General features: G+C 70.8%; 17 protein-coding genes. 8 read left to right on the top strand and 9 right to left on the bottom strand.

What is annotated here, in order from left to right; translation table 11 throughout:
* The first annotated feature begins 39 nt into the window (after positions 1–39).
* The 6 genes from F0P95_RS05350 to F0P95_RS05325 all read left to right on the top strand — a co-directional run bounded on the left by F0P95_RS05350 (position 40) and on the right by F0P95_RS05325 (position 6,529).
* Positions 40–513: a DUF494 family protein gene (locus tag F0P95_RS05350; RefSeq protein ID WP_054668528.1), complete on the top strand. Its 474-nt coding sequence runs from the start codon at positions 40–42 to the stop codon at positions 511–513.
* 184 nt (positions 514–697) lie between these two features.
* Positions 698–1,396 carry a pilin gene (locus tag F0P95_RS05345; RefSeq protein WP_182335970.1) on the top strand — a complete coding sequence of 233 codons (699 nt, stop codon included), beginning with the start codon at positions 698–700 and terminating at the stop codon, positions 1,394–1,396.
* Positions 1,397–1,430: 34 nt separating this feature from the next.
* The gene (locus F0P95_RS05340) at positions 1,431–2,351 is read left to right on the top strand and encodes an RDD family protein (protein WP_182335969.1); all 921 of its coding nucleotides are present in this window, start codon (positions 1,431–1,433) and stop codon (positions 2,349–2,351) included.
* A 187-nt stretch (positions 2,352–2,538) separates the two neighbouring features.
* Positions 2,539–5,058, top strand: coding sequence for a DNA topoisomerase I (locus F0P95_RS05335; protein ID WP_182335968.1), 2,520 nt, complete (start codon positions 2,539–2,541; stop codon positions 5,056–5,058).
* Positions 5,059–5,190: 132 nt separating this feature from the next.
* Positions 5,191–5,751: an L-threonylcarbamoyladenylate synthase type 1 TsaC gene (gene tsaC, locus F0P95_RS05330; protein WP_182335967.1), complete on the top strand. Its 561-nt coding sequence runs from the start codon at positions 5,191–5,193 to the stop codon at positions 5,749–5,751.
* Positions 5,752–5,854: 103 nt separating this feature from the next.
* On the top strand, positions 5,855–6,529 hold the full coding sequence (locus F0P95_RS05325; protein WP_182335966.1) for a DUF4124 domain-containing protein: 675 nt from the start codon (positions 5,855–5,857) through the stop codon (positions 6,527–6,529).
* Here F0P95_RS05325 and F0P95_RS05320 read toward each other — a convergent pair.
* The 4 genes from F0P95_RS05320 to F0P95_RS05305 form a co-directional block, all read right to left on the bottom strand.
* The gene (locus F0P95_RS05320; RefSeq protein WP_182335965.1) at positions 6,523–7,752 is read right to left on the bottom strand and encodes a sensor histidine kinase; all 1,230 of its coding nucleotides are present in this window, start codon (positions 7,750–7,752) and stop codon (positions 6,523–6,525) included. The two genes, F0P95_RS05325 and F0P95_RS05320, sit on opposite strands and share 7 nt — an antisense overlap.
* Positions 7,739–8,449 carry a response regulator transcription factor gene (locus F0P95_RS05315; RefSeq protein WP_182335964.1) on the bottom strand — a complete coding sequence of 237 codons (711 nt, stop codon included), beginning with the start codon at positions 8,447–8,449 and terminating at the stop codon, positions 7,739–7,741. Before F0P95_RS05315 ends, F0P95_RS05320 begins: the two co-directional genes overlap by 14 nt.
* 31 nt (positions 8,450–8,480) lie before the next feature.
* Positions 8,481–9,536, bottom strand: coding sequence for a type 1 glutamine amidotransferase domain-containing protein (locus tag F0P95_RS05310; RefSeq protein ID WP_182335963.1), 1,056 nt, complete (start codon positions 9,534–9,536; stop codon positions 8,481–8,483).
* Between the two features lie 94 nt (positions 9,537–9,630).
* Positions 9,631–10,404: an SDR family oxidoreductase gene (locus F0P95_RS05305; RefSeq protein ID WP_054661583.1), complete on the bottom strand. Its 774-nt coding sequence runs from the start codon at positions 10,402–10,404 to the stop codon at positions 9,631–9,633.
* 89 nt (positions 10,405–10,493) lie between these two features.
* Between F0P95_RS05305 and F0P95_RS05300 the strand changes: the two genes are divergently transcribed.
* Positions 10,494–10,706: a hypothetical protein gene (locus F0P95_RS05300; RefSeq protein ID WP_182335962.1), complete on the top strand. Its 213-nt coding sequence runs from the start codon at positions 10,494–10,496 to the stop codon at positions 10,704–10,706.
* A 77-nt stretch (positions 10,707–10,783) separates the two neighbouring features.
* Here the strand turns inward: F0P95_RS05300 and sppA are convergent, their stop codons facing one another.
* From sppA to F0P95_RS05280, 4 genes are all read right to left on the bottom strand, one after another.
* Positions 10,784–12,691, bottom strand: a complete 1,908-nt coding sequence (gene sppA, locus F0P95_RS05295) for a signal peptide peptidase SppA (RefSeq protein ID WP_182335961.1) — start codon at positions 12,689–12,691, stop codon at positions 10,784–10,786.
* A gap of 69 nt (positions 12,692–12,760) precedes the next feature.
* A complete protein-coding gene (locus tag F0P95_RS05290) occupies positions 12,761–14,122 on the bottom strand; it encodes an MATE family efflux transporter (protein WP_182335960.1) in 1,362 nt (453 codons plus the stop codon).
* 130 nt (positions 14,123–14,252) lie between these two features.
* The gene (locus tag F0P95_RS05285) at positions 14,253–14,810 is read right to left on the bottom strand and encodes a DUF3106 domain-containing protein (RefSeq protein ID WP_232528806.1); all 558 of its coding nucleotides are present in this window, start codon (positions 14,808–14,810) and stop codon (positions 14,253–14,255) included.
* A gap of 4 nt (positions 14,811–14,814) precedes the next feature.
* The gene (locus F0P95_RS05280) at positions 14,815–15,828 is read right to left on the bottom strand and encodes a hypothetical protein (protein WP_182336793.1); all 1,014 of its coding nucleotides are present in this window, start codon (positions 15,826–15,828) and stop codon (positions 14,815–14,817) included.
* A 484-nt stretch (positions 15,829–16,312) separates the two neighbouring features.
* Between F0P95_RS05280 and F0P95_RS05275 the strand changes: the two genes are divergently transcribed.
* Positions 16,313–18,508, top strand: coding sequence for a primosomal protein N' (locus F0P95_RS05275; protein WP_182335959.1), 2,196 nt, complete (start codon positions 16,313–16,315; stop codon positions 18,506–18,508).
* A gap of 41 nt (positions 18,509–18,549) precedes the next feature.
* Here the strand turns inward: F0P95_RS05275 and F0P95_RS05270 are convergent, their stop codons facing one another.
* Positions 18,550–19,581, bottom strand: coding sequence for a serine hydrolase domain-containing protein (locus F0P95_RS05270; RefSeq protein ID WP_182336791.1), 1,032 nt, complete (start codon positions 19,579–19,581; stop codon positions 18,550–18,552).
* Positions 19,582–19,735: the final 154 nt, after the last annotated feature.

Here is a 19,735-nt window from a genome sequence, read left to right as displayed (position 1 = left end):
CCTTCACCTCCACAGCGCCGCATGGCGCAGGCCGAGGCAATGAAAGAGAGCATCCTGGACGTCCTGCTGTATCTGTTCGAACACTATTTCAGCGAGGACGCCGATCTCATCCGAGACCGCGACTCCCTGCAGAACGGCCTGATCCAGGCCGGTTTCAGCCCCACCGAGATCAGCAAGGCCTTCGACTGGCTCGACGCCCTGGCCGAGCAGCGCCCGGCCGTGGGCCAGGCCCGGGTGGACGGGCCGGTGCGTATCTTCCATGGCCCGGAACTGGACAAGCTGGACGTGGAGAGCCGCGGCTTCCTGCTGTTCCTGGAACAGCACGGCATCCTCGATGCCGACCAGCGCGAACTGGTGCTGGACCGGGCGATGGCGCTGGACCAGGACGAGCTGGACCTGGACGACCTCAAGTGGGTGGTGCTGATGGTGCTGTTCAACCAGCCCGGCGCCGAAGCCGCCTACGCCTGGATGGAAACGCAGATGTTCGTCGACGAACCGGAGCCGCTGCACTGAGTACGGGTGGCGCGTTGCATCGCGCCCCGAAATCAGCATGCGGCGCGAATGGACGCGTCGCTCCCCGCGCCGACCTGGACCGGGGCGCATGGCCCGGCATTTCCTCCGGGCTGGGTACCGGCCGAAGCAGCACGCCCCTGCGCGTCCAGGCGTGCCCCTGTCTGGACAGCCGCAAGGAGTCCCCGTGAGCCAGTGGTTCTACGCCGAAGGCAACCGCGAACGCCGCGGTCCGCTGCCCGCGGCGAGCATCGTCGAGCTGTTCCGTTCCCGGCGCATTGCCGGCGACACCCTGGTGTGGCGCGAAGGTGCCACCGACTGGCGGCCGCTGAGCGAATTCGCCGGTGAACTCGGCCTGGACATGCCGCCAGGCCAACCCACCGCGCCGCCATTGCCGCCCCCGGTGCAGCACGTGCATATCGTCGCGCCGGCGCCGCCGCGGCCCGGACTGTCCGGATGCGCCGTGGCCGGCGTGGTCGCCGCGGTAGTGGGCGTGGTGCTGCTGGCGATCGGCGGCATTCTCGCCGCCATCGCGATACCCGCCTACAACAGCTACCTGATGCGCGCGAAGACAACCGCCGCCTGGGCGCAGCTGCAGCCGCTCACCGAGGACGTCGCGCGGTTCGCCAGCGCCAACGGCCACTGCCCGGTCAACGGCGACAGCGGCTTCGAGGGCCCGGAAAGCTACGCCGCCGGCGATGTCGCGAGCGCGCGTGTCGGCCGTTTCGAGAACGGCCACTGCGGCGTGGAGGCGCGCTTCCGGGTGCCCGGCAAACAGGCGCTTGACGGCAAGCACCTCTGGCTCGACTACGATACGCAGACCGCGACCTGGACATGCAGCTCCGACGTGGCGGACGAACATCTGCCCACCCAGTGCCGCGGCTGAGCCGGTACGAACACCACCTTACAGGGGAATATTGATGAGTCAGTGGTATTACGCCGATGCGCAGCGCGAGCGGCATGGGCCGGTCGAAGCCGACGCCGTGCGCGACATGTTCCGCAGGAACGAGCTGGACCTGGGCAGCCTGGTCTGGCGCGAAGGCATGTCGCAGTGGCAGCCGCTTTCGGCGATGGCCGAGGAACTGCAGCTGCTGGTACCGGCGGCCACCGGGGCCGGCATCGACCTGCGCGCGGACTACCAGGCCATCGAGGACGGCACCGCCGTCGCCAAGGCCAGCGCGGCGGCGCCGTCGCCGTATGCCGCGCCCGCCAGCGCCACCACCGGCGAAGCGGTGGTCAACGGCGGCGAGATCGTCTACGCCGGCTTCTGGAAGCGGGTGGCGGCCTATTTCATCGACAGCCTGATCGTCGGCATCGTCGGTGGCGTGGTGGCGATGGTCATCGGCATGGTGCTGGGCATCGGCATGGCCGGCATCGGCGGCGGCAGCGACGCCATGGGCGCGGGGTTCATCGCGATCCAGCTGCTGACCAACCTCGTCTCCATCGGCCTGGCCGCCGCCTATTACGCCGGCTTCCATGCCTCGTCCGGCAAGGCCACCCTGGGCAAGATGGCGGTGGGCATCAAGGTGGTGCGCAGCAACGGCGAGCGGATCACCATCGCGCGCGGCATCGGCCGCTACTTCGCGGCCATGCTCAGCGGCCTGATCCTGTGCATCGGCTACCTGATGGCCGCCTTCACCGAGCGCAAGCAGAGCCTGCACGACATGATCTGCGACACCCTGGTGGTGGACAAATGGGCCTTCACCGACCACCCGGAATGGCAGCAGCGCGGGCTGGGCACGGTCACCATCGTGATCCTGGCGCTGTTCGGCGTGGGGGTGTTGGTGGGCCTCGTCGCGCTGCTGGCGATCATCGGCATCGCCGCCTCCAGCTTCAGCTGAGTCACATGCCGCCGCTTGACAACGGCGGCCTCTCCGTGATTTCTCTGGACAAGGAAAGCTGAACGCCCGGGCCCTGCCCGGGCGTTGCGCATCTCCGTACCGGCCCCCGCGGCTTCACTATCGGGCGCGTTTGCGCCACCCTAGCGCCCCCCACCGGGCCCCGCCCTCCCCGCAAGAACCCACTGACATGCCCAAGCACCTGCTCATCGTCGAATCGCCCGCCAAGGCCAAGACGATCAACAAATACCTCGGCAAGGACTTCACCGTCCTGGCCTCGTATGGGCACGTGCGCGACCTGGTCCCGAAGGAAGGCGCGGTCGATCCGGACCATGGCTTCGCCATGCGCTACGACCTGATCGAGAAGAACGAGAAGCACGTCGAGGCCATCGCCAAGGCCGCCAAGGGCGTCGATGACATCTTCCTGGCGACCGACCCGGACCGCGAGGGCGAGGCGATCAGCTGGCACATCGCCGAGATCCTGAAGGAACGCGGGCTGCTGAAGGACAAGTCGATGCAGCGCGTGGTCTTCACCGAGATCACCCCGCGCGCGATCAAGGAAGCGATGGCGCAGCCGCGCGCCATCGCCGACAACCTGGTCGACGCCCAGCAGGCGCGGCGCGCGCTGGATTACCTGGTCGGCTTCAACCTCTCCCCGGTGCTGTGGCGCAAGGTGCAGCGCGGCCTGTCCGCCGGCCGCGTGCAGAGCCCGGCGCTGCGCATGATCGTCGAGCGCGAGGAGGAGATCGAGGCGTTCAAGGCGCGCGAGTACTGGTCGATCCAGGCCGACTGCGCGCATCCGACCCAGCATTTCTCGGCCAAGCTGATCAAGCTGGACGGGCAGAAGTTCGAGCAGTTCACCATCACCGACGGCGACACCGCCGAGGCCGCGCGCCTGCGCATCCAGCAGGCCGCGCAGGGCCGCCTGCACGTCACCGACGTCGCCAGCAAGGAGCGCAAGCGCCGCCCGGCGCCGCCGTTCACCACCTCCACCCTGCAGCAGGAAGCCTCGCGCAAGCTCGGCTTCACCACGCGCAAGACCATGCAGGTCGCGCAGAAGCTGTACGAAGGCGTGGCGATCGGCGAGGAAGGCACTGTCGGCCTGATCTCCTACATGCGTACCGACTCGGTGAACCTGTCGCAGGACGCGCTGGTCGAGATCCGCGACGTGATCGCCCGCGACTACGGCACCGCCTCGCTGCCGGACAAGCCCAACACCTACACCACCAAGAGCAAGAATGCCCAGGAGGCGCACGAAGCGGTGCGCCCGACCTCGGCGCTGCGCACGCCGGCGCAGGTGGCCAGGTTCCTGACCGACGACGAGCGCCGGCTGTACGAGCTGATCTGGAAGCGCGCGGTCGCCTGCCAGATGATCCCGGCCACGCTCAATACCGTCAGCGTCGACCTGTCCGCCGGCAGCGAGCACGTATTCCGCGCCAGCGGCACCACCGTGGTGGTGCCCGGCTTCCTGGCCGTCTACGAGGAAGGCAAGGACAGCAAGAACGCCGAGGACGAGGACGAGGGCCGCAAGCTGCCGGCGATGAAGCCCGGCGACAACGTGCCGCTGGAGCGCATCGGCGCCGAGCAGCATTTCACCCAGCCGCCGCCGCGCTACACCGAAGCGGCGCTGGTCAAGGCGCTCGAGGAATACGGCATCGGCCGTCCCTCGACCTACGCCTCGATCATCCAGACCCTGCTGTTCCGCAAGTACACCGAGATGGAAGGCCGCAGCTTCAAGCCCACCGACGTCGGCCGCGCGGTCAGCAAGTTCCTGTCCAGCCACTTCACCCGCTACGTCGACTACGACTTCACCGCCAAGCTCGAGGACGAGCTGGACGCGGTGTCGCGCGGCGAGGAGGAATGGGTGCCGCTGATGGAGCGCTTCTGGGGCCCGTTCAAGGAACTGGTCAGCGACAAGAGCGAATCGCTGGACCGCACCGACGCCGGCAGCGCGCGCGTGCTCGGCACCGACCCGGGCAGCGGCAAGGAAGTGAGCGCGCGCATCGGCCGCTTCGGGCCGATGGTGCAGATCGGCACCGTCGAGGACGAGGAAAAGCCGAAGTTCGCCTCGCTGCAGCCCGGCCAGAGCATCTATTCCATCTCGCTGGAAGACGCGCTGAAGCTGTTCGACATGCCGCGCAGGCTCGGCGCCGACGCCAATGGCGAGGAAGTGAGCGTGGGCATCGGCCGCTTCGGCCCGTTCGCCAAGCGCGGCAGCACCTACGCCTCGCTGAAGAAGGAGGACGATCCGTACAAGATCGACCTGGCCCGCGCGCTGTTCCTGATCGAGGAAAAGGAAGAGATCGCGCGCAACCGCGTGATCAAGGAATGGCCCGGGCATGACGTGCAGGTGCTCAACGGCCGCTTCGGCCCGTACATCAGCGACGGCAAGCTCAACGGCAAGATTCCGAAGGATCGCGAGCCGGCATCGCTGTCGCTGGAGGAAACGCTGAAGCTGCTGGAAGAAACCGGCAAGCCGGCGCGCAAGGGCTTCGGCGCGAAAAAGGCCGCCACCAAGAAGGCCGCGGCGAAGAAGACCGCGGTGAAGAAGGACGCCGCGCCGAAGAAGCCGGCCGCCAAAAAGGCCCCGGCCAAGAAAGCGGCGGCCAAGAAGGCTACAACCACCAAGACCACGGTGAAGAAGGCCGTCAGGAAAGCCGTCGTGAAAGCCGTGAAGGCACCGGTGGACGACGACACGCCGCCGTTCTGAGCGTGGCCTCCCGCTGCCGCCCCGGCAGGGGGATAATCGGTGTACCTGCTCCAGGCCGCCCACGGGCGGTCTGGTGCGTTTGGCCTCCCTGCGTTCCCGCGGCCGTCGCCGCGGTAGCCAACGGTACCCCCGATGATTGAACTCGATCTGCAGAATGTGGTCCCGGCGCTGCGCGCCGGAAGCGTCATCGCCTACCCGACCGAAGCGGTCTGGGGCCTGGGCTGCGACCCGGCCAACGAAACGGCGGTGATGAAACTGCTGGCGCTCAAGCAGCGGCCGGTCGAGAAGGGCATGATCCTGATCGCCGCCGACGTGGCGCAGCTGCAGGGCTGGGTGCGGCTGGACGCACTGGCCGCGGACCGCCGCCAGGCGGTGCTGGACAGCTGGCCCGGGGCCAATACCTGGATCGTGCCGGCCGGGCCGCTCGCCCCCAGCTGGATCACCGGCGAGCACAGCGGCATCGCGGTGCGGGTCAGCGCGCATCCGCAGGTACGCGCCCTGTGCCAGGCCTGGGGCGGCCCGCTGGTCTCGACCAGCGCCAACCTTGCCGGGCAGCCCCCGGCACGCGCCCGCGACCAGCTCGACCCGGCCCTGCTGGCGCAGCTCGACGGCCTGCTCGACGGCGCCACCGGCGGGCTGGCGCAGCCCACCCGCATCCGCGTCGCCGCCACCGGGCAGGTGCTGCGCGAGTAAGCAACCCGGCGGCGTGGGGCCCGCTCCGGGGGCGGCAGGCGCCCGGCAGCGCACCGTAGACGTCCGCCTACCCGCCGTCCGCCATATGCGGCACCATGGCCGCATGCGCGTCCGCCTGCTCCTGCTCGGGTTCCTGGGCCTGCTGCCCGCCATGGCGATGGCTGCCGAACCGCCGCCTGCCGGCAGCGTGCGCATCTACCGCTGCGTTGCCGGCAATGGTGCGGTCACGCTGCAGGACGCCCCCTGCAACGGCGCACACCGCCAGCAGGTGCTGGACATGCAGCGCCCCCAGGACCCGCCGCCGCGGCCGGTGGCGGCACCCACGACGTCCCCTGCGCCACCGCCACCGGAGCGCGAAGTACGCATCGTCACCGTACAGCCGCCGCAACCGCTGTACGAATGCATCGCGCCGGACGGTGGGCGTTACACCAGCGATGACGGCGTCGGCAATCCACGCTGGGTACCGTTGTGGGTCGGCGGCTATTACCCGCCCGGGCCCATGGGCAGCCCCGCCCCGGGCTCCGCTGGCGGCGGGCTCCCGGGCGGACGGCCCGGCCACGGCCACCCCCATCCCGGCGGGGCTGCGGTCGCTACCGGCACCTGGGTCCGCGACGCCTGCCACCCGCTGCCACAGCAGGAAGTGTGCGCACGCCTGCGCGACCGCCGCTGGGAACTGGTGCGGCGCTACAACAGCGCGCTGCAGAGCGAACGCCAGGCCCTTACCCGCGAACAGCGCGGCATCGAGGCGCGGCTGGGCCGCGACTGCGGCGGTTATTGACCCGTACCGGTACTGCAGGCGGCTGCCGGCCAGCGCAGCTCGCAACGGACCATGCCGGCGGCCACCTGCATTTCCAGCCGCCAACCGATACGCGCGGCCAGGCGCCGGGCGATCTCCAGGCCGAGGCCGAAACCCGGCACGTCGGCCGCCGCCTGCCGGTTGCATATCACCAACCGCCCGCCATCGGCCTCCACGCCGATGACGCCGGCGTCACCGTGCTGGATCGCGTTGAGCAGCAGGTTGGCCAGCAGCGTTTCCACCACCTCCCGGGGCGCGTCCCAGTACAGCCCCGGGGCGACGCGGACGTCGAACGCCTGTGCGCGGGCGACCGCCAGCGGTTGCAGCTCGTCGACCAGTTCGTCCAGCGCCGGCCGCGCCGGGGTGGGTTGCCCGCCGCACAACACCGTATCGGCGGACAGCCACAGGATCGCGTTGCCCGCCCGTTCCAGCCGCGACAGCGCGCGCCGCAGCCGCGACAACGCCGGAGACGAGGGAGTCGCCGCGGTGGCTTCTTCCAGCAGCGCCAGGCTGGTGCGTGCCGACTGCAGCGGCGTGCGCAGCTCATGCGCGAGGAAGGCCAGCGTCTGCCGCTCGCGTTCGACCGCCTGGTGGCGGCCGCGCCAGACATCGGCATGCAGGCGCAGGATCTCGGCGAACTCGTGCACCGGTTCCGCGCCGGCCAGGGCGTCCAGGCTGGCCGGGTCCGGCGCCGACCGCACCTGCGACAGCAGGCGCCGCGCATGCCGCTGCGCACGGCCGACGAAGGCATTGGCCAGCAGCCAGGCGCACAGCAGGGTCGAGCCGAACACCGCCGCGGCAGGGCCCAGGCCGGCGCGCAGGCCGGCGGTCACCGTGAGCTCGCCGGTGACGTCGTACAGCAGCACCGCGCGCGTACCGTCCGCCGCGGACAGCAGCAGCGCATGCACGTAGCGCCCGTCATCGCGCCTGAACTCGGTGATCGTCCCGACACCGCGGTCGCCCAGCCGCTGCCGTCCCGCAGCCGGAAGCCGGTCGAACGCAACCCACTGGAAATGCTCGGGCAGCGCCGTCGCGCGCATGTCCGCCGGCAGGGTCGCCGCGACTGTGCGCAGGCGTCGGTCGATGAAGCTGTCTTCCAGCACGAACAGCAGCAACACGGTGGCGCCCGCGAGCAGCAGCGACAGCAGCGCGGCGAACAGCATCCAGCGCCGGACCAGCGCGTGGCGCAGGCTACGCCGACGCATCGCCGCGCTCCGCGCTGAAGCGATAGCCGACGCCGCGCACGGTGGCGATCAGCGGCACGCCGAAGGCACGCAGGCAATGCCGGCGCAACTGGTAGACATGCATGCGCAACGGATCGCTGTCCGGCGGCTCGCCCTGCCACAGCAGCTCGCACAGTGCCTGCCGCGACACGACGCCCGGGCTGGCACGCATCAACTCGCGCATCAGCACGAAGCCGGCGGCGTGCAGGGGCAGCGATTGTCCGGCGCGCTGCAGCAGGTGGTGCCGGATATCCAGCACGAAATCGCCGGCGCGCAACGGCAGGCCACCACTGCTGGCCGCATGCGCGGTGATCGCACGGGCGCGGGCGAGCAGCTCGGCGGGCGCGAATGGCTTGACCATGTAGTCCACCGCCCCCGCCTCGAACGCCGCCAGCTTGTCGTCCAGCGCGCCACGCGCGGTGAGGAACAGCACCGGCGGTCGCAGGCCGGCGTCACGCTTGAGCGCCCGGCACAGCGCCAGCCCATCCTGCCCCGGCAGGTTCACGTCCAGCACCAGCAGGTCGAATGCCTGCGCCTGCAGGCGCAGCCGTGCCTGCGACGCGTTGTAGGCGAAATCCACCTCCACGCCGTGGCTGTCCAGGTAGTCGCCGATACCGGCGGCGATGTCGACATCGTCCTCCACCAGCAACAGCCGCAATGACGGTGCGCGCAGCTTCATCGCCTTTTCCGTTCGGGGCGCGCGAGTGTAGTCATCCATGCGCCAGGCGTTGCAAGTGCCAGGCATCGCGCCAGCGCTGCTGCATCGCGGCCACCAGCGCATGCATCAGCAGCAGCCGCTTGTCGACGCCGGGCAGCGAGCCCCGGGCCTCCCGTGCGGCGGTGATGCCGCCCCGGCGATAGGCCTCCATCAGCCGTACCGCCTGCTCTTCGCCGGTGGCTTCGCGCGCCGCCGGCACATGGCCCAGGGCCCTGACCATCGCCTCGGCGACCGACCACGTCGACCAGGGGTTCTGGCCGGTCACCAGGCGGCCGTCGACCACGGTGTTGTCCAGGTAGAGGCCACCTTCGACGAAGCGCGCGCCGCGCTGCGCCAGCGCGTCCTGCAGCAGCGTGTCGAAGCGCTGGCGCGCATCCTTCATCAGGAACAGCTCCTCGGCATTGCTGAAGCCGGTGACGCGGCGCCCGTGCAGCAGCGGCGTGCCGTCGTCCAGGGTCACCTCGAGCAACGCGGCCGGGCCATGGCATACCGCGCCGATCACGCCGCCGGCGCCATGCACATGGCGCACGAGCCGGGCGATGGCGGCATTGCCGGGAAAATCGAACATCGCGCCCTTGCCGCCGACGAAGTACACCGCGGCGTAGCGCGTGGCGTCCACCTGCTCCAGCGGCTGGCTGGCGGCAAGCCTGGCCCGCGCCTGCGCGTCGTTGAGGAAGGCATGGTCGGCCACGCCCATGTCCTCGTCGTCCACGCGCATCGGCGGCGGGCCGCCGAGCGGACTGGCGATGTCCACCTCGTAGCCGTTGGCGATGAAGGTGTAATAGGCGCGCGCCAGCTCGGTCAGCTCGAAGCCGGCGCGCTTTTCGGTACCCGGGAACACCCCGGCGCTGCTGACCACGGCCAGGATCCGGCCACGCGCCGGTGGCGGTGCAGCGCGCAGGAACGCCAGATCGGCCACGCGACTGCGCGGATCGGCCGGAGGCTGGCTGCCCAGGTCCAGGCTGTGCAGGTACAGGCCCGCGCCTGCCGCCAGCACCAGCGCCGCAACCAGCCCGCCCCGCAGCAACCGCTTGATCCAACGCCACATGTTCCACTCCCGGGCCGCGCCCATGTTCGGTATGCGGCCACGTTGCAGCGGCGATGTAGAACCAGGATCAGTCCATGCATCCCGGCGCGGCGGCTCAGAATCCGTAGCGCAGGAAGCCGCCGTCCACAGCGATGCACTCGCCGGTGACGTAGCTTGCAGCCGGCAGGCACAGGAAGCCGACCGCCGCGGCCACTTCCTCCGGCTCGCCGATGCGGCGCATCGGCGTGCGCGCGATCACTTCGTCGTAGTAATCGGCGTCGGACAGCGGCCCGGAGGTGCGCCGGGTGCGGATGTACCACGGCGCCACCGAATTCACCCGGATGCCGTCTTCGGCCCATTCGCAGGCGAGGTTGCGGGTCATCTGCTGCAGCGCCGCCTTGGTCATGCCGTAGACCACGCCACTGCGCACGTGGGTGATGCCGGAAACGCTGCCGACGTTGACGATGGCCGACGCGGCGTGGCGGGTGAGCAGCGGGTAGGCGTAGCGGGACAGCTCGAACGCCGAGAACAGGTTGGTCTCGAAGATGCCGCGCCACTCGTCCTCGCTGTAGTCGTTGGCCGGCCTGGTGATGTTGCCGCCAGCGTTGTTGACCAGCAGGTTCAGCCCGCCATGGTCCTCGACCCAGTCCAGGATCGCCTGGCGGTCCTCGTCGTCGGCGACGTCGGCCGACAGGCCATGGATGGCGCGGTCGGGGAACTCGTCGGCCAGGTCGTCGCGCGCCTGCGCCAGCGCGTCGGCATCGCGCGCCACCAGCAACAGGTCGGCGCCGAAACCGAGCAGTTCGCGCGCGATCGCCAGGCCGATGCCGGCGCTGGCGCCGGTGATCAGTGCGGTCTGTCCGTCCAGCCGCCAGCGGTTCGTGTTCATGGGTGAAGGATACCGCCGCATCGGCCGCGGGTCAGGTTGCCGCCGCGGCGTTGTGTCAGGATGAGGCCAGCCTGCACAGGAGCACGCCGATGGATATCCGTCATTGCCTGTTGCCGATGGCCCTGGCCCTGCTTGCCGGTTGCGGCAGCCCGCGGCCGCCGGAGACCGAGCGCCGGCCCGATCCGCAGGCCGCGGCGACGCGCCGCGACGACGCCCCGGCGCGGGTACAGGCCATCGCCACGCGCGCGGAGCCGGCCCCTACCGGATGGAAACCTGCGCAGCCGACCGGCAACGCGCCGTAGCCACGCGCACGGCGGCGCCCCGCTGGAACGACAACGCCGCCCGGAGGCGGCGTTGCCGGGTCACGCGGTGGCGGCGCTTACAAACCGCAGAAGCAGTAGGCCAGCGCCTTGACCGGCGCGCCGTTGCGATCCTTCACCGCATCCTCGACGAAGCGCAGCTGCGCATCCATCTCCGGCATCGTGCGCGCCAGCATCAACCGCGCCATGCTGGAATCGGACAGCATCCAGGCGCCGGCGCGGCTGCCGGCGAAGCCGGTCATGAACTGCGCGAACGGCGTGGCCGCCTTCTCGATGTAGTTCACCCGGTACTTGTCCGGGTCGCCGAGCTTGGCGCGCCCGGCGGCATCGGCGACCGCGGCCTTGAGGCCACCGAACGCGTCCACCAGCCCGCGCTCCTTGGCCTGGGCACCGCTCCACACGCGGCCGCGGGCGACCTCGTCGATGGCGTCCACGTCGCGGCCGCGCGCCTGCGCCACCTTGCCGGTGAAGTCGGCATAGCCCTTGTCGATGACCGACTGCACTACCCGGCCCACCGCTGGATCCATCGGCCGGGTGACGTCGAACGCACCGGCGAAACGGGTGGTGCCCACGCCATCGGTATGCACGCCGATCTTGTCCAGGCTGCGCGCGAAGTTGGGGATCATGCCGAAGATGCCGATCGAGCCGGTGATGGTCGATTCGTCGGCGTAGATGCGGTCGGCGTTCATGCTGATCCAGTAACCGCCGGACGCGGCGAGGTCGCCCATCGACACCACCACCGGCTTGCCGGCGGCCTTGAGCGCGTCGACCTCGCGACGGATCTGCTCGGAGGCGAACACTTCGCCGCCCGGGGAATCCACGCGCAGCACCACCGCCTTGACGTCGTCGTCGTCGCGCGCGGCACGCAGCAGCGCCGAGGTGGAGACGCCGCCGACGCGGCCGGCCGGCAGGTCGCCCCCGGCGATCTCGCCCTCGGCCACCACCACCGCCACCTGCGGGCGGTGGTCGATCGGCGAACGGCGCGCGTCCACCTGGGTCAGGTAGTCGCCCAGCGCGATCTGGCGGAAGCCGCCATCGGCGTCGCTGTCGGCCACGCCACGGTCGGTGAGCAGCGCTTCCACTTCCTCGCGGGTCTTGAGCCCGTCCACCAGCTTCTGCTGCAGGGCGAAGCGCGCCAGGTCGCCACCGGCGGCGGCGATGCCCTCGGGCAGCGTGTCGATGCCGGCGGCCAGCTGCGCGGCGTCGAGCTTGCGCGCCCTGGCGATGTCGCCCAGGTAGCGCTGCCACACGTCGTTCATCCAGAACAGGTCGGCTTCCTTGGCCTGCGGCGAGGCGGCGTCGAGCACGTAGGGCTCGGCGGCCGACTTGTACTCACCCACCTTGAACAGGTGCACGTCCACGCCCAGCTTGTCCTGCAGGCCACTGCGGAAGTACTGGCGGTAGCGCCCCAGGCCTTCGAGCAGCAGGCTGCCCATCGGGTCCAGGTAGACCTCGTCGGCCTGCGCGGCCAGCAGGTACTGCGACTGGCCCATGTTCTCGCTGAAGGCGACCAGCTGCTTGCCGGAGGCGCGCAGGTCCTGCAGCGCGGCGGCGACCTCGCGCATCGACGCGAAGCCCGAGGGCTGCAGCTTGTCCAGTTCCAGCACCACGCGCTCGATCTTCTTGTCGTCGCGCGCGGCCTCGATGGCGCGGATCAGGTCGCGCAGCTGGATTTCCTCGGCGTTGTTGTCGCCCACCGCCTTGGCCAGCGCACGGCTGACCGGGTCGGTGCTGTACTGCTCGACCAGCCGGCCTTCCGGCGCGATCACCAGGGTGGTGCGGTCCTGCAGGATCTTGGCGGACGACGCGCCCTTGCCCATCGCCACCATCATCACGATCAGCACCAGGAACAACAGGCCGAAGAACACCAGGTTGAGGATCAGCCGCCGGGTGAAGTTCATCACGTCCCACAGCCCGACGAAGAAGCTGGCGATGGGGTTGCGGCGGGGCAGCGGTGGAGGATTCATGGACGCTCCGGAAGGGGCTTGTTGCAAAGCAGGATACCCATAACCGGCGGTCCGGGCATGGGCTTCAAGTCAGGGTGCCGGCTGGAGGAACAGGCGCTGGCTGCTGATCCGCAGGCGCCAGCCCATCAGCACGGCGGCCGCGGTCAGGCCCATGATCAGGCCGACCCACATGCCCTGCGGCCCCCAGCCCAGGCCCAGGCCGAGGCCGGCGCCGAGCGGCATGCCCACCCCCCAGTACGCGAACATGGCGATGAACATCGGTACGCGCGTGTCCTTGAGCCCGCGCAGCGCGCCGGCCGACAGCACCTGGATGCCATCGGGGAACTGGAAGGTCGCCGCGTACAGCAGCAGAGTGGAGGCCAGCGCGGCCACCGCCAGGTCATCGGTGTACAGGCGCACCACCGCGTCGTGGCCCAGCAGCAGCACGGTGATCGACAGCATCTGCGTGACCAGCACGATCGCGTAACCGGCCCAGGTGGCGCGGCGCACGCCCAGCGGATCGTTGCTGCCCACCGCATGGCCGACGCGCACGGTGGTGGCCTCGGCCACGCCCATCGGGATCATGAAACACAGCTGGGCGACGTTGATGGCGATCTGGTGGGCGCTGGCCTCGACCGCGCCGATACGGCCGATCAGCAGCGCGGTGATGATGAACAGACCGCCTTCCATGAGCACGGTGATGCCGATCGGCAGGCCGGTACGCAGCAGGTCCCAGATCGCGCGCCAGCGCGGCGGCTCGAAATGCCCGAACAGCTGCAGGTGGGCGAAACGCCGGGTCTTCCACAGGTAGCCGGCGAAGCACAGCGCCTGCAGCCACATCGTCACCGACGAGGCGATGCCCAGGCCTTCGGCGCCCATTTCGGGAAAGCCGAAGCGGCCATTGCACAGCGCATAGCCCAGCGGCCCCAGCACCAGCAGCCCGCCGAACCCGAGCAGCATGGTCGGCAACGTCCAGTGCATGCCCTCGCTCAGGTAGCGCATGCAGAAATACAGCGTCAGCGCCGGCACGCCCCAGCGGATCGCATGCAGGAAGCCGGTGGCCCCGGGCACGATCTCCGGGGCGATGCCGAAGGCCGGCAGGAACGCCGGCACCACGCTGAGGAAAGCGAACATCAGCGCGCTCAGGCCCACGCCCAGCCACAGCGCCTGGCGGAACAGCGGGCCGATGTCGCGCTCGCGGCCGGCGCCGTGCAGCTGCGACACCGAGGCGGTCAGCGAGATCAGGGTGCCGATCGGCACCAGCATCGGCAGCCACAGCAGCGCGGTGCCGATGCTGACAGCGGCGAACGTATCGGTACCGTGGTGGCCGGCGATGGTGTTGTCGACGAAGGCGATCAGGCCAGTCGAAACATGGCCCAGTACAAGCGGCAGGGCGAGCAACCCGGTGGCGCGCACTTCCTGGCGGAAGCGCGGCGTGGCGGTGATGGACATGCGGGGGAATGACGCGGACTGCGGCCGGCGCGGGACGCGCTGTTGCCGGGTCGCGGAAGCAGCGCATTGTAATGGCAATGGATGAAGCCGGGTGAAAGACGGCCGCGCCACACCTGCCGGCGCGCACGCCTCAGCGCGATTCGGTGCTTTGCCGCAGCCAGTCCGCGCGCTGCGCCGGTGGCAACGCCAGCAGCCGCTCGCGCAGCGCATCGCGTTCCTGCGGCGGGGTGCGTTGCGACAACACGCCCAGTTGCGCCAGCTGCGTGGCATCGAGCTGGTACAGCAGGGCCAGCATCGGCGCGCGCTGGGGTTCGGGCAGGTAGCCCAGCAACGGTTGCAGCTTCGGATAGTGCGCGCCCAGTTGCGGCCCCAGCCGCCAGCCATCGCGATGCAGCCGATCCAGCGCCAGGAAGCGGTTGCGCAGGGCCTCGCGCTCGGCGGGAGGCAACGCCGCCATGTCGGCCGCGGCCCGGCGCACGCGCTGGCGCTCGGATTCGGGCAGCGCGCGCCAGGCCGCATAGCGCGCGCGCAGTTCGCGCTGCCGGGCCGGGGCCAGTGCCGGCCAGTGCGCCCGTGGATCGGGCCCGGGGGTGGCCGTGCCTGTTTGCGCGACAGGTACGGCAGGCAGCGCCGCCGGCGTCGCCAGCGACGGCGCGGCCGGCAGCAGCGCAAGCAGTAGCGGCAGCACTCGCTCAATCCTCGGCATCGACCGTCTCCAGTGCGCTACCGGCAGGTTCGGCGCGGCCAGGCTGCGCCTGCGATTCGTCCACCGGCACCGGGCCGCCGGCGGCATACCAGGCATGGAAGTCGGCATCCTGCGCCAGTACCAGTTCCGGGTCGGCCAGCATCGCGGCATCGTCCGCGGCACGGCTGCCGGGGGCTGCGGGGCCGGCGGCGGCGCCGTCGTCCGGCAGGGCTTCCACCTGTACCGGGCCGTTGTCCGCCACCGCGCCCTCGGCCGCCGGTGGGGCCGCGCCGGGCAGTGCCGGGCCATGTCGCGTCCACCACCAGGCCGCGACCAGCGCCAGCAGCAGCAACGGCAGGCACAGCAACAGCCAGGTCCGCCAGCTCCAGCGCGCCCGGGTACGGCGCGGCGCGCGGGCAATGCGTGCATCGGCCTCGACCCGGGGCACCGGCGTCGCCGTGGGCACCGGCGCGGCAGCGGCCGCCGTCGCCCCGCGCAGTTGCTCCAGCTGTTGCAGGCGAGCGGCCGGCAGGTCGCGCACCTGCGCCTGCACCTGCTCGGCCAGGCCACGCCAGGCCAGCGCATCCGGAAGGCCCTGCGCATCCAGCGGGCAGGCTGCGGCCAGCGCATGCCGGTACGCCTCGGGCGTGAGCCCCAGCGCGGCGGACGCGGCGTCTTCGTCCAGGCCGCCGCCGACGCGCAGCAGCAGCGCCAGCCGCGCGGCCGGCGGCAGCCCCTGCAGGTGGGTCAGCGCAGGCGGCCAGTGCCCGTCCGGGGACACCGCCCGCAGCTGCGGGTTGCCGCACAGCAAGACCCAGAAGCGCGCCGGCCAGTCGGCCATGGGCATGTCCGTGGCGGGGCCGGCAAAGGCACGCATGGCGGCCGCCACGGCGCGGCCGGCGGCGGCCTCGTCGCCGCTCTGCAGGCTGGCGACGGCCAGCGCACGGCGTTCGACACCTTTCAGGAAAGCGGACAGGGCGCTGGCTGCGGCCGGTGTGGGGGAGGCGGGTGCAGCCATCAGGTGGACTCCTTCATCGCGGGGAATGATACCCAGCCGATCCCGCCCTGCAGCCGTTGCCGGCGGCGCCCTGCACACCGTCTTCACGCCATTGGCAGCGGCCCTTGCCGCAACTTGTGCACAGCGTCAATAGTTCGGCCCCGATTACCCTGAATTCCGTCCACGGGCCCGTGTTTCGCTTTTGTTTCACGAACAAGTTGTTGATTTTAAAAGAATTGATGCCGTGGCTATTTTTTGACCAATTTGAGTGAAAGGCTTCAACCACCGCCCTGGACGCGTGGAGCACAACGCTGATGCACAGAGTTATCCACACCTTGTGTGGATAAGCCCAAATCTCCAATCGGGGCATGCGTTTACGCGGTGTTTATGCTTCCGGTGCTGCACAAGCACCCGCAAGTGACGCGCCCACCGGGGGCAGGCGCGATCAGCCCGGCGCCGCCTGGCACGGGGGTGTGCCGGGCACCGGCCGCCGCCTACACTGCCGCCCATGCCCACCTGCCCCACCCTGCGCATCGCCCTGCCGGTTCCGTTGCCGCAGACTTTCGACTACCTGCCTCCGCCCGGCAGCCCGGCGCCGGACGCCGGCGACAGCGGGCGCCGGGTGCGGGTTCCATTCGGCAACCGCGAACTGGTCGGCATGGTCGAGGGCATCGGCACGGTGCAGGACCCGGCGACCCTGCGCGAGGCACTGCAATGGCTGGATGGTCCGCCGCTGCTCGGCGGCGAGCTGCATGCCTCGCTGCGCTGGCTGGCCCGCTATACCCATGCGCCGCTGGGCGAGGTGGTCGCCACCGCGCTGCCGGCCCCCTTGCGGCGTGGCGAACCGCTGCCCGCTACCCATGCCTGGGGCTGGGAGCTGACCGCGGCCGGGCGCGAGGGCGCGGCGCGGCTGCGCGGCGGCAGCCGCCCACGGCGCCTGGCCGAACTGTTGGGCGACGGCCCGCTGGGCGAGGACGTGCTGGCCGCGCGCATGGACGGCTGGCGCGAGGCCGGCCGCGGCCTGCTCAAGCGCGGCTTCGCACAGCGCGTGGCGCTGGCCGAGACGGCGCCGGGTGCCCGGCCGCAGCCCGGCCCGGTACCCAACGTCCAGCAACAGGCCGCGATCGAGGCGATAACCGCGGCCGACGGCTTCCAGCCCTTCCTGCTGGACGGGGTCACCGGCAGCGGCAAGACCGAGGTCTACCTGCAGGCCATCGCCCGTTGCCTGGAACAGGGCCGGCAGGCGCTGGTGCTGGTGCCGGAGATCGGCCTGACCCCGCAGATGCTGGCCCGCTTCCGCAGCCGCCTGGGCATCGCGGTGCATGCGCTGCACTCGGGCCTGAACGACAACGAGCGCGCACGGGTGTGGGCGGCGGCCGCGCGCGGGCAGGCGCGGGTGATCGTCGGTACCCGTTCGGCGGTGTTCACGCCGCTGCCGCAGGCCGGGTTGCTGATCGTCGACGAGGAACACGACGGCAGCTACAAGCAGCAGGATGGCATCCGCTACCACGCCCGCGACTTCGCCCTGGTGCGCGGCAAGGCGCTGGACGTGCCGGTGGTGCTGGGCAGCGCCACGCCGTCGCTGGAGTCGCTGCACAACGCGCGCGCCGGCCGCTACACCCACCTGCGCCTGCAGCAGCGCGCCGGCGACGCGCGACCGCCGGCGGTGCGGGTGTTCGACGTGCGCAAGCGGCCACTGCAGGACGGCCTGTCGCCGGAAGTGCTGGCCGGCATCGAACAGCACCTGCGTGCCTGCAACCAGGTGCTGGTGTTCAAGAACCGGCGTGGCTACGCGCCGGTGCTGTTGTGCCACGACTGCGGCTGGACCGCGCCGTGCAGCCGCTGCAGCACCCCGTTGCACACCACCCCGATGACCGTGCATGGCGCCGGCCGCCGCCTGCAGTGCCACCACTGCGGCGCACGTGCGCCGGTGCCGCTGGCCTGCCCGGACTGCGCCAGCCTGGCACTGCAGCCGCAGGGCATCGGCACCGAGCGGCTGGAGGAACGGCTGCTGCAGCTGTTCCCGGATTTCCCGGTGCTGCGCATCGACCGCGGCACCACCGCCCGCCGCGACGCGCTGGAACAGACCCTGGCCACGCTCGGCGAGCAACCCGGCATCCTGGTCGGCACCCAGATCCTGGCCAAGGGCCACGACCTGCCGCGGCTGACCCTGGTGGTGGTGGTGGGGATCGACGAAGGCCTGTTCTCGGCCGATTTCCGCGCCAGCGAGAAGCTGGCCCAGCAGTTGATCCAGGTTGCCGGCCGCGCCGGCCGCGCCGACCGCCCCGGCGAGGTCTGGCTGCAGACCCACCACCCGGACAACGCGTTGCTGCACACGCTGGTCAACGGCGGCTACCACGCCTTCGCCGACGCCGAACTGGCGCAGCGCGAAGCCGCCGGCTTCCCGCCGTTCGCGCATCTGGCGCTGATGCGCGCCGAGGCCCGGCAGGTGGAGCACGCCAATGCGTTCCTGGCCACGGTGAAACAGGCCATTCCCGGCGCCAGCCCGGTCGAATGCTACGGCCCGATGCCGGCGCCGATGCCGCGCCGCGCCGGTTTCCAGCGCACCCAGCTGCTGTTGTCGGCGACGCAGCGGCGTGCGCTGCACGGCCTGCTCGACACACTCATGCCACAGGTCTACGCGCTGCCACAGGCACGGCGCGTGCGCTGGTCGCTGGACGTGGACCCGATGGACCTGTATTGAGCGCGGTGCCCGGCCACGCGCCGGGCACGCGATGCACGGGGTCAGCGCGGCGCGGCGGACTGCACCGGACGATAGAACCCGGCGATCCCGGCGATGAAGTCCTGCGGGTCGGCGCCGACCAGGTTGGTCAGCACCACCACCGCCAGGCCGTCGTCGGGATAGATGCGGAAGGCCGCGCGGGCGCCGCCCATGCTGGTCACTTCGCGATGCGGGGCGGTGCCGGCCACGGGCCAGCCGGCGGCCCATTCGCCCACGCGGCCATCATTCAACCGCTCCGGCGCCCACATGCGTTCGCGTACGTCCGCATCGAGCAGCCGCCCCTGCATCAGCGCGACCAGCCATTGCGCCAGTTCCTCGGCGGTAGTCTGGATCCCGCCGCCCGCCCACAGCCCGTGGGGCACGTCATAGAACCAGTGCGACAGCCGCGCGGGCATGCCCGGCGCATCGCTCCGGCGCGGCAGGAAGCTGTACACGGTAGCCGCGCCAGCGACCAGGTCGTAGCTGTCGCCGAAGCGCGAACGGCGCATCCGCAGCGGCGCGAACTGGCGTTCGGCGACGAACGCCGCGTATGGCATCGCGCCCTGCCCTTCGACGATCCGCGCCAGCAGCCCGTAGTTGGTCTGGTTGTAGGCGAAGCGCTCGCCCGCCGCGGCCTGCAGCGGCATCGCCGCCACCGCCTGCCATGCGGCCGGCTCCGTGCCGGTGCCTACCAGCCCCTGCGCATCGACGATGTCCGGAAGGCCGGAGGTATGCGCGAGCAGCTGGCGCACGCGGATCGCACGCCATGCCGGCGGCAGGTCCGCCAGGTAGGTCGAGATCGGCGCCTCCAGGTCGACGCGCCCGGCCTGCACCAGCTGCATCACCGCCACGCCGGTGAAGGCCTTGGTCGCGGAGTTGATCGGGAACAGGGTCGTGGGTTCGACCGGCACGCGGTTCTCGACATTGGCCAGGCCGTGGCTTTCGGAAAACACCACGCGACCATCGCGGACCACCGCGACCTGCAGGCCCGGTATGCCCCGCGCCTTCATCGTCGCACGGACGAAGTCGCGGGCGGCGGCATTGGCATCGGCCATGGAAGCGGCGGTGGCCGGCGCGCCGGCCAGCAGGGCAAGCAACGCCAGCAGCAACCGCCGGCGGATCGTGGTCGGCATCGAGTGTTCTCCAGGGTCGGGTATGGCCGATGCGCACCGACAGGCGCGCGACTGGAGGTTGGATGCCGGGCAGGTG

The sequence above is a fragment of the Stenotrophomonas acidaminiphila genome, assembly GCF_014109845.1.
Lineage (GTDB): Bacteria > Pseudomonadota > Gammaproteobacteria > Xanthomonadales > Xanthomonadaceae > Stenotrophomonas > Stenotrophomonas acidaminiphila.
This window is presented reverse-complemented; position numbering and strand designations above follow the sequence as displayed.

What these genes read in the sequence shown, in the direction of transcription:
- F0P95_RS05350 (WP_054668528.1), top strand. Translation starts at nt 40, where the DNA reads ATGAAAGAGAGCATCCTGGACGTCCTGCTGTATCTGTTCGAACACTAT.
- F0P95_RS05340 (WP_182335969.1), top strand. Translation starts at nt 1,431, where the DNA reads ATGAGTCAGTGGTATTACGCCGATGCGCAGCGCGAGCGGCATGGGCCG.
- F0P95_RS05335 (WP_182335968.1), top strand. Translation starts at nt 2,539, where the DNA reads ATGCCCAAGCACCTGCTCATCGTCGAATCGCCCGCCAAGGCCAAGACG.
- tsaC (WP_182335967.1), top strand. Translation starts at nt 5,191, where the DNA reads ATGATTGAACTCGATCTGCAGAATGTGGTCCCGGCGCTGCGCGCCGGA.
- F0P95_RS05325 (WP_182335966.1), top strand. Translation starts at nt 5,855, where the DNA reads ATGCGCGTCCGCCTGCTCCTGCTCGGGTTCCTGGGCCTGCTGCCCGCC.
- F0P95_RS05320 (WP_182335965.1), bottom strand. Translation starts at nt 7,752, where the DNA reads ATGCGTCGGCGTAGCCTGCGCCACGCGCTGGTCCGGCGCTGGATGCTG.
- F0P95_RS05315 (WP_182335964.1), bottom strand. Translation starts at nt 8,449, where the DNA reads ATGAAGCTGCGCGCACCGTCATTGCGGCTGTTGCTGGTGGAGGACGAT.
- F0P95_RS05310 (WP_182335963.1), bottom strand. Translation starts at nt 9,536, where the DNA reads ATGTGGCGTTGGATCAAGCGGTTGCTGCGGGGCGGGCTGGTTGCGGCG.
- F0P95_RS05305 (WP_054661583.1), bottom strand. Translation starts at nt 10,404, where the DNA reads ATGAACACGAACCGCTGGCGGCTGGACGGACAGACCGCACTGATCACC.
- F0P95_RS05300 (WP_182335962.1), top strand. Translation starts at nt 10,494, where the DNA reads ATGGATATCCGTCATTGCCTGTTGCCGATGGCCCTGGCCCTGCTTGCC.
- sppA (WP_182335961.1), bottom strand. Translation starts at nt 12,691, where the DNA reads ATGAATCCTCCACCGCTGCCCCGCCGCAACCCCATCGCCAGCTTCTTC.
- F0P95_RS05290 (WP_182335960.1), bottom strand. Translation starts at nt 14,122, where the DNA reads ATGTCCATCACCGCCACGCCGCGCTTCCGCCAGGAAGTGCGCGCCACC.
- F0P95_RS05275 (WP_182335959.1), top strand. Translation starts at nt 16,313, where the DNA reads ATGCCCACCTGCCCCACCCTGCGCATCGCCCTGCCGGTTCCGTTGCCG.
- F0P95_RS05270 (WP_182336791.1), bottom strand. Translation starts at nt 19,581, where the DNA reads ATGGCCGATGCCAATGCCGCCGCCCGCGACTTCGTCCGTGCGACGATG.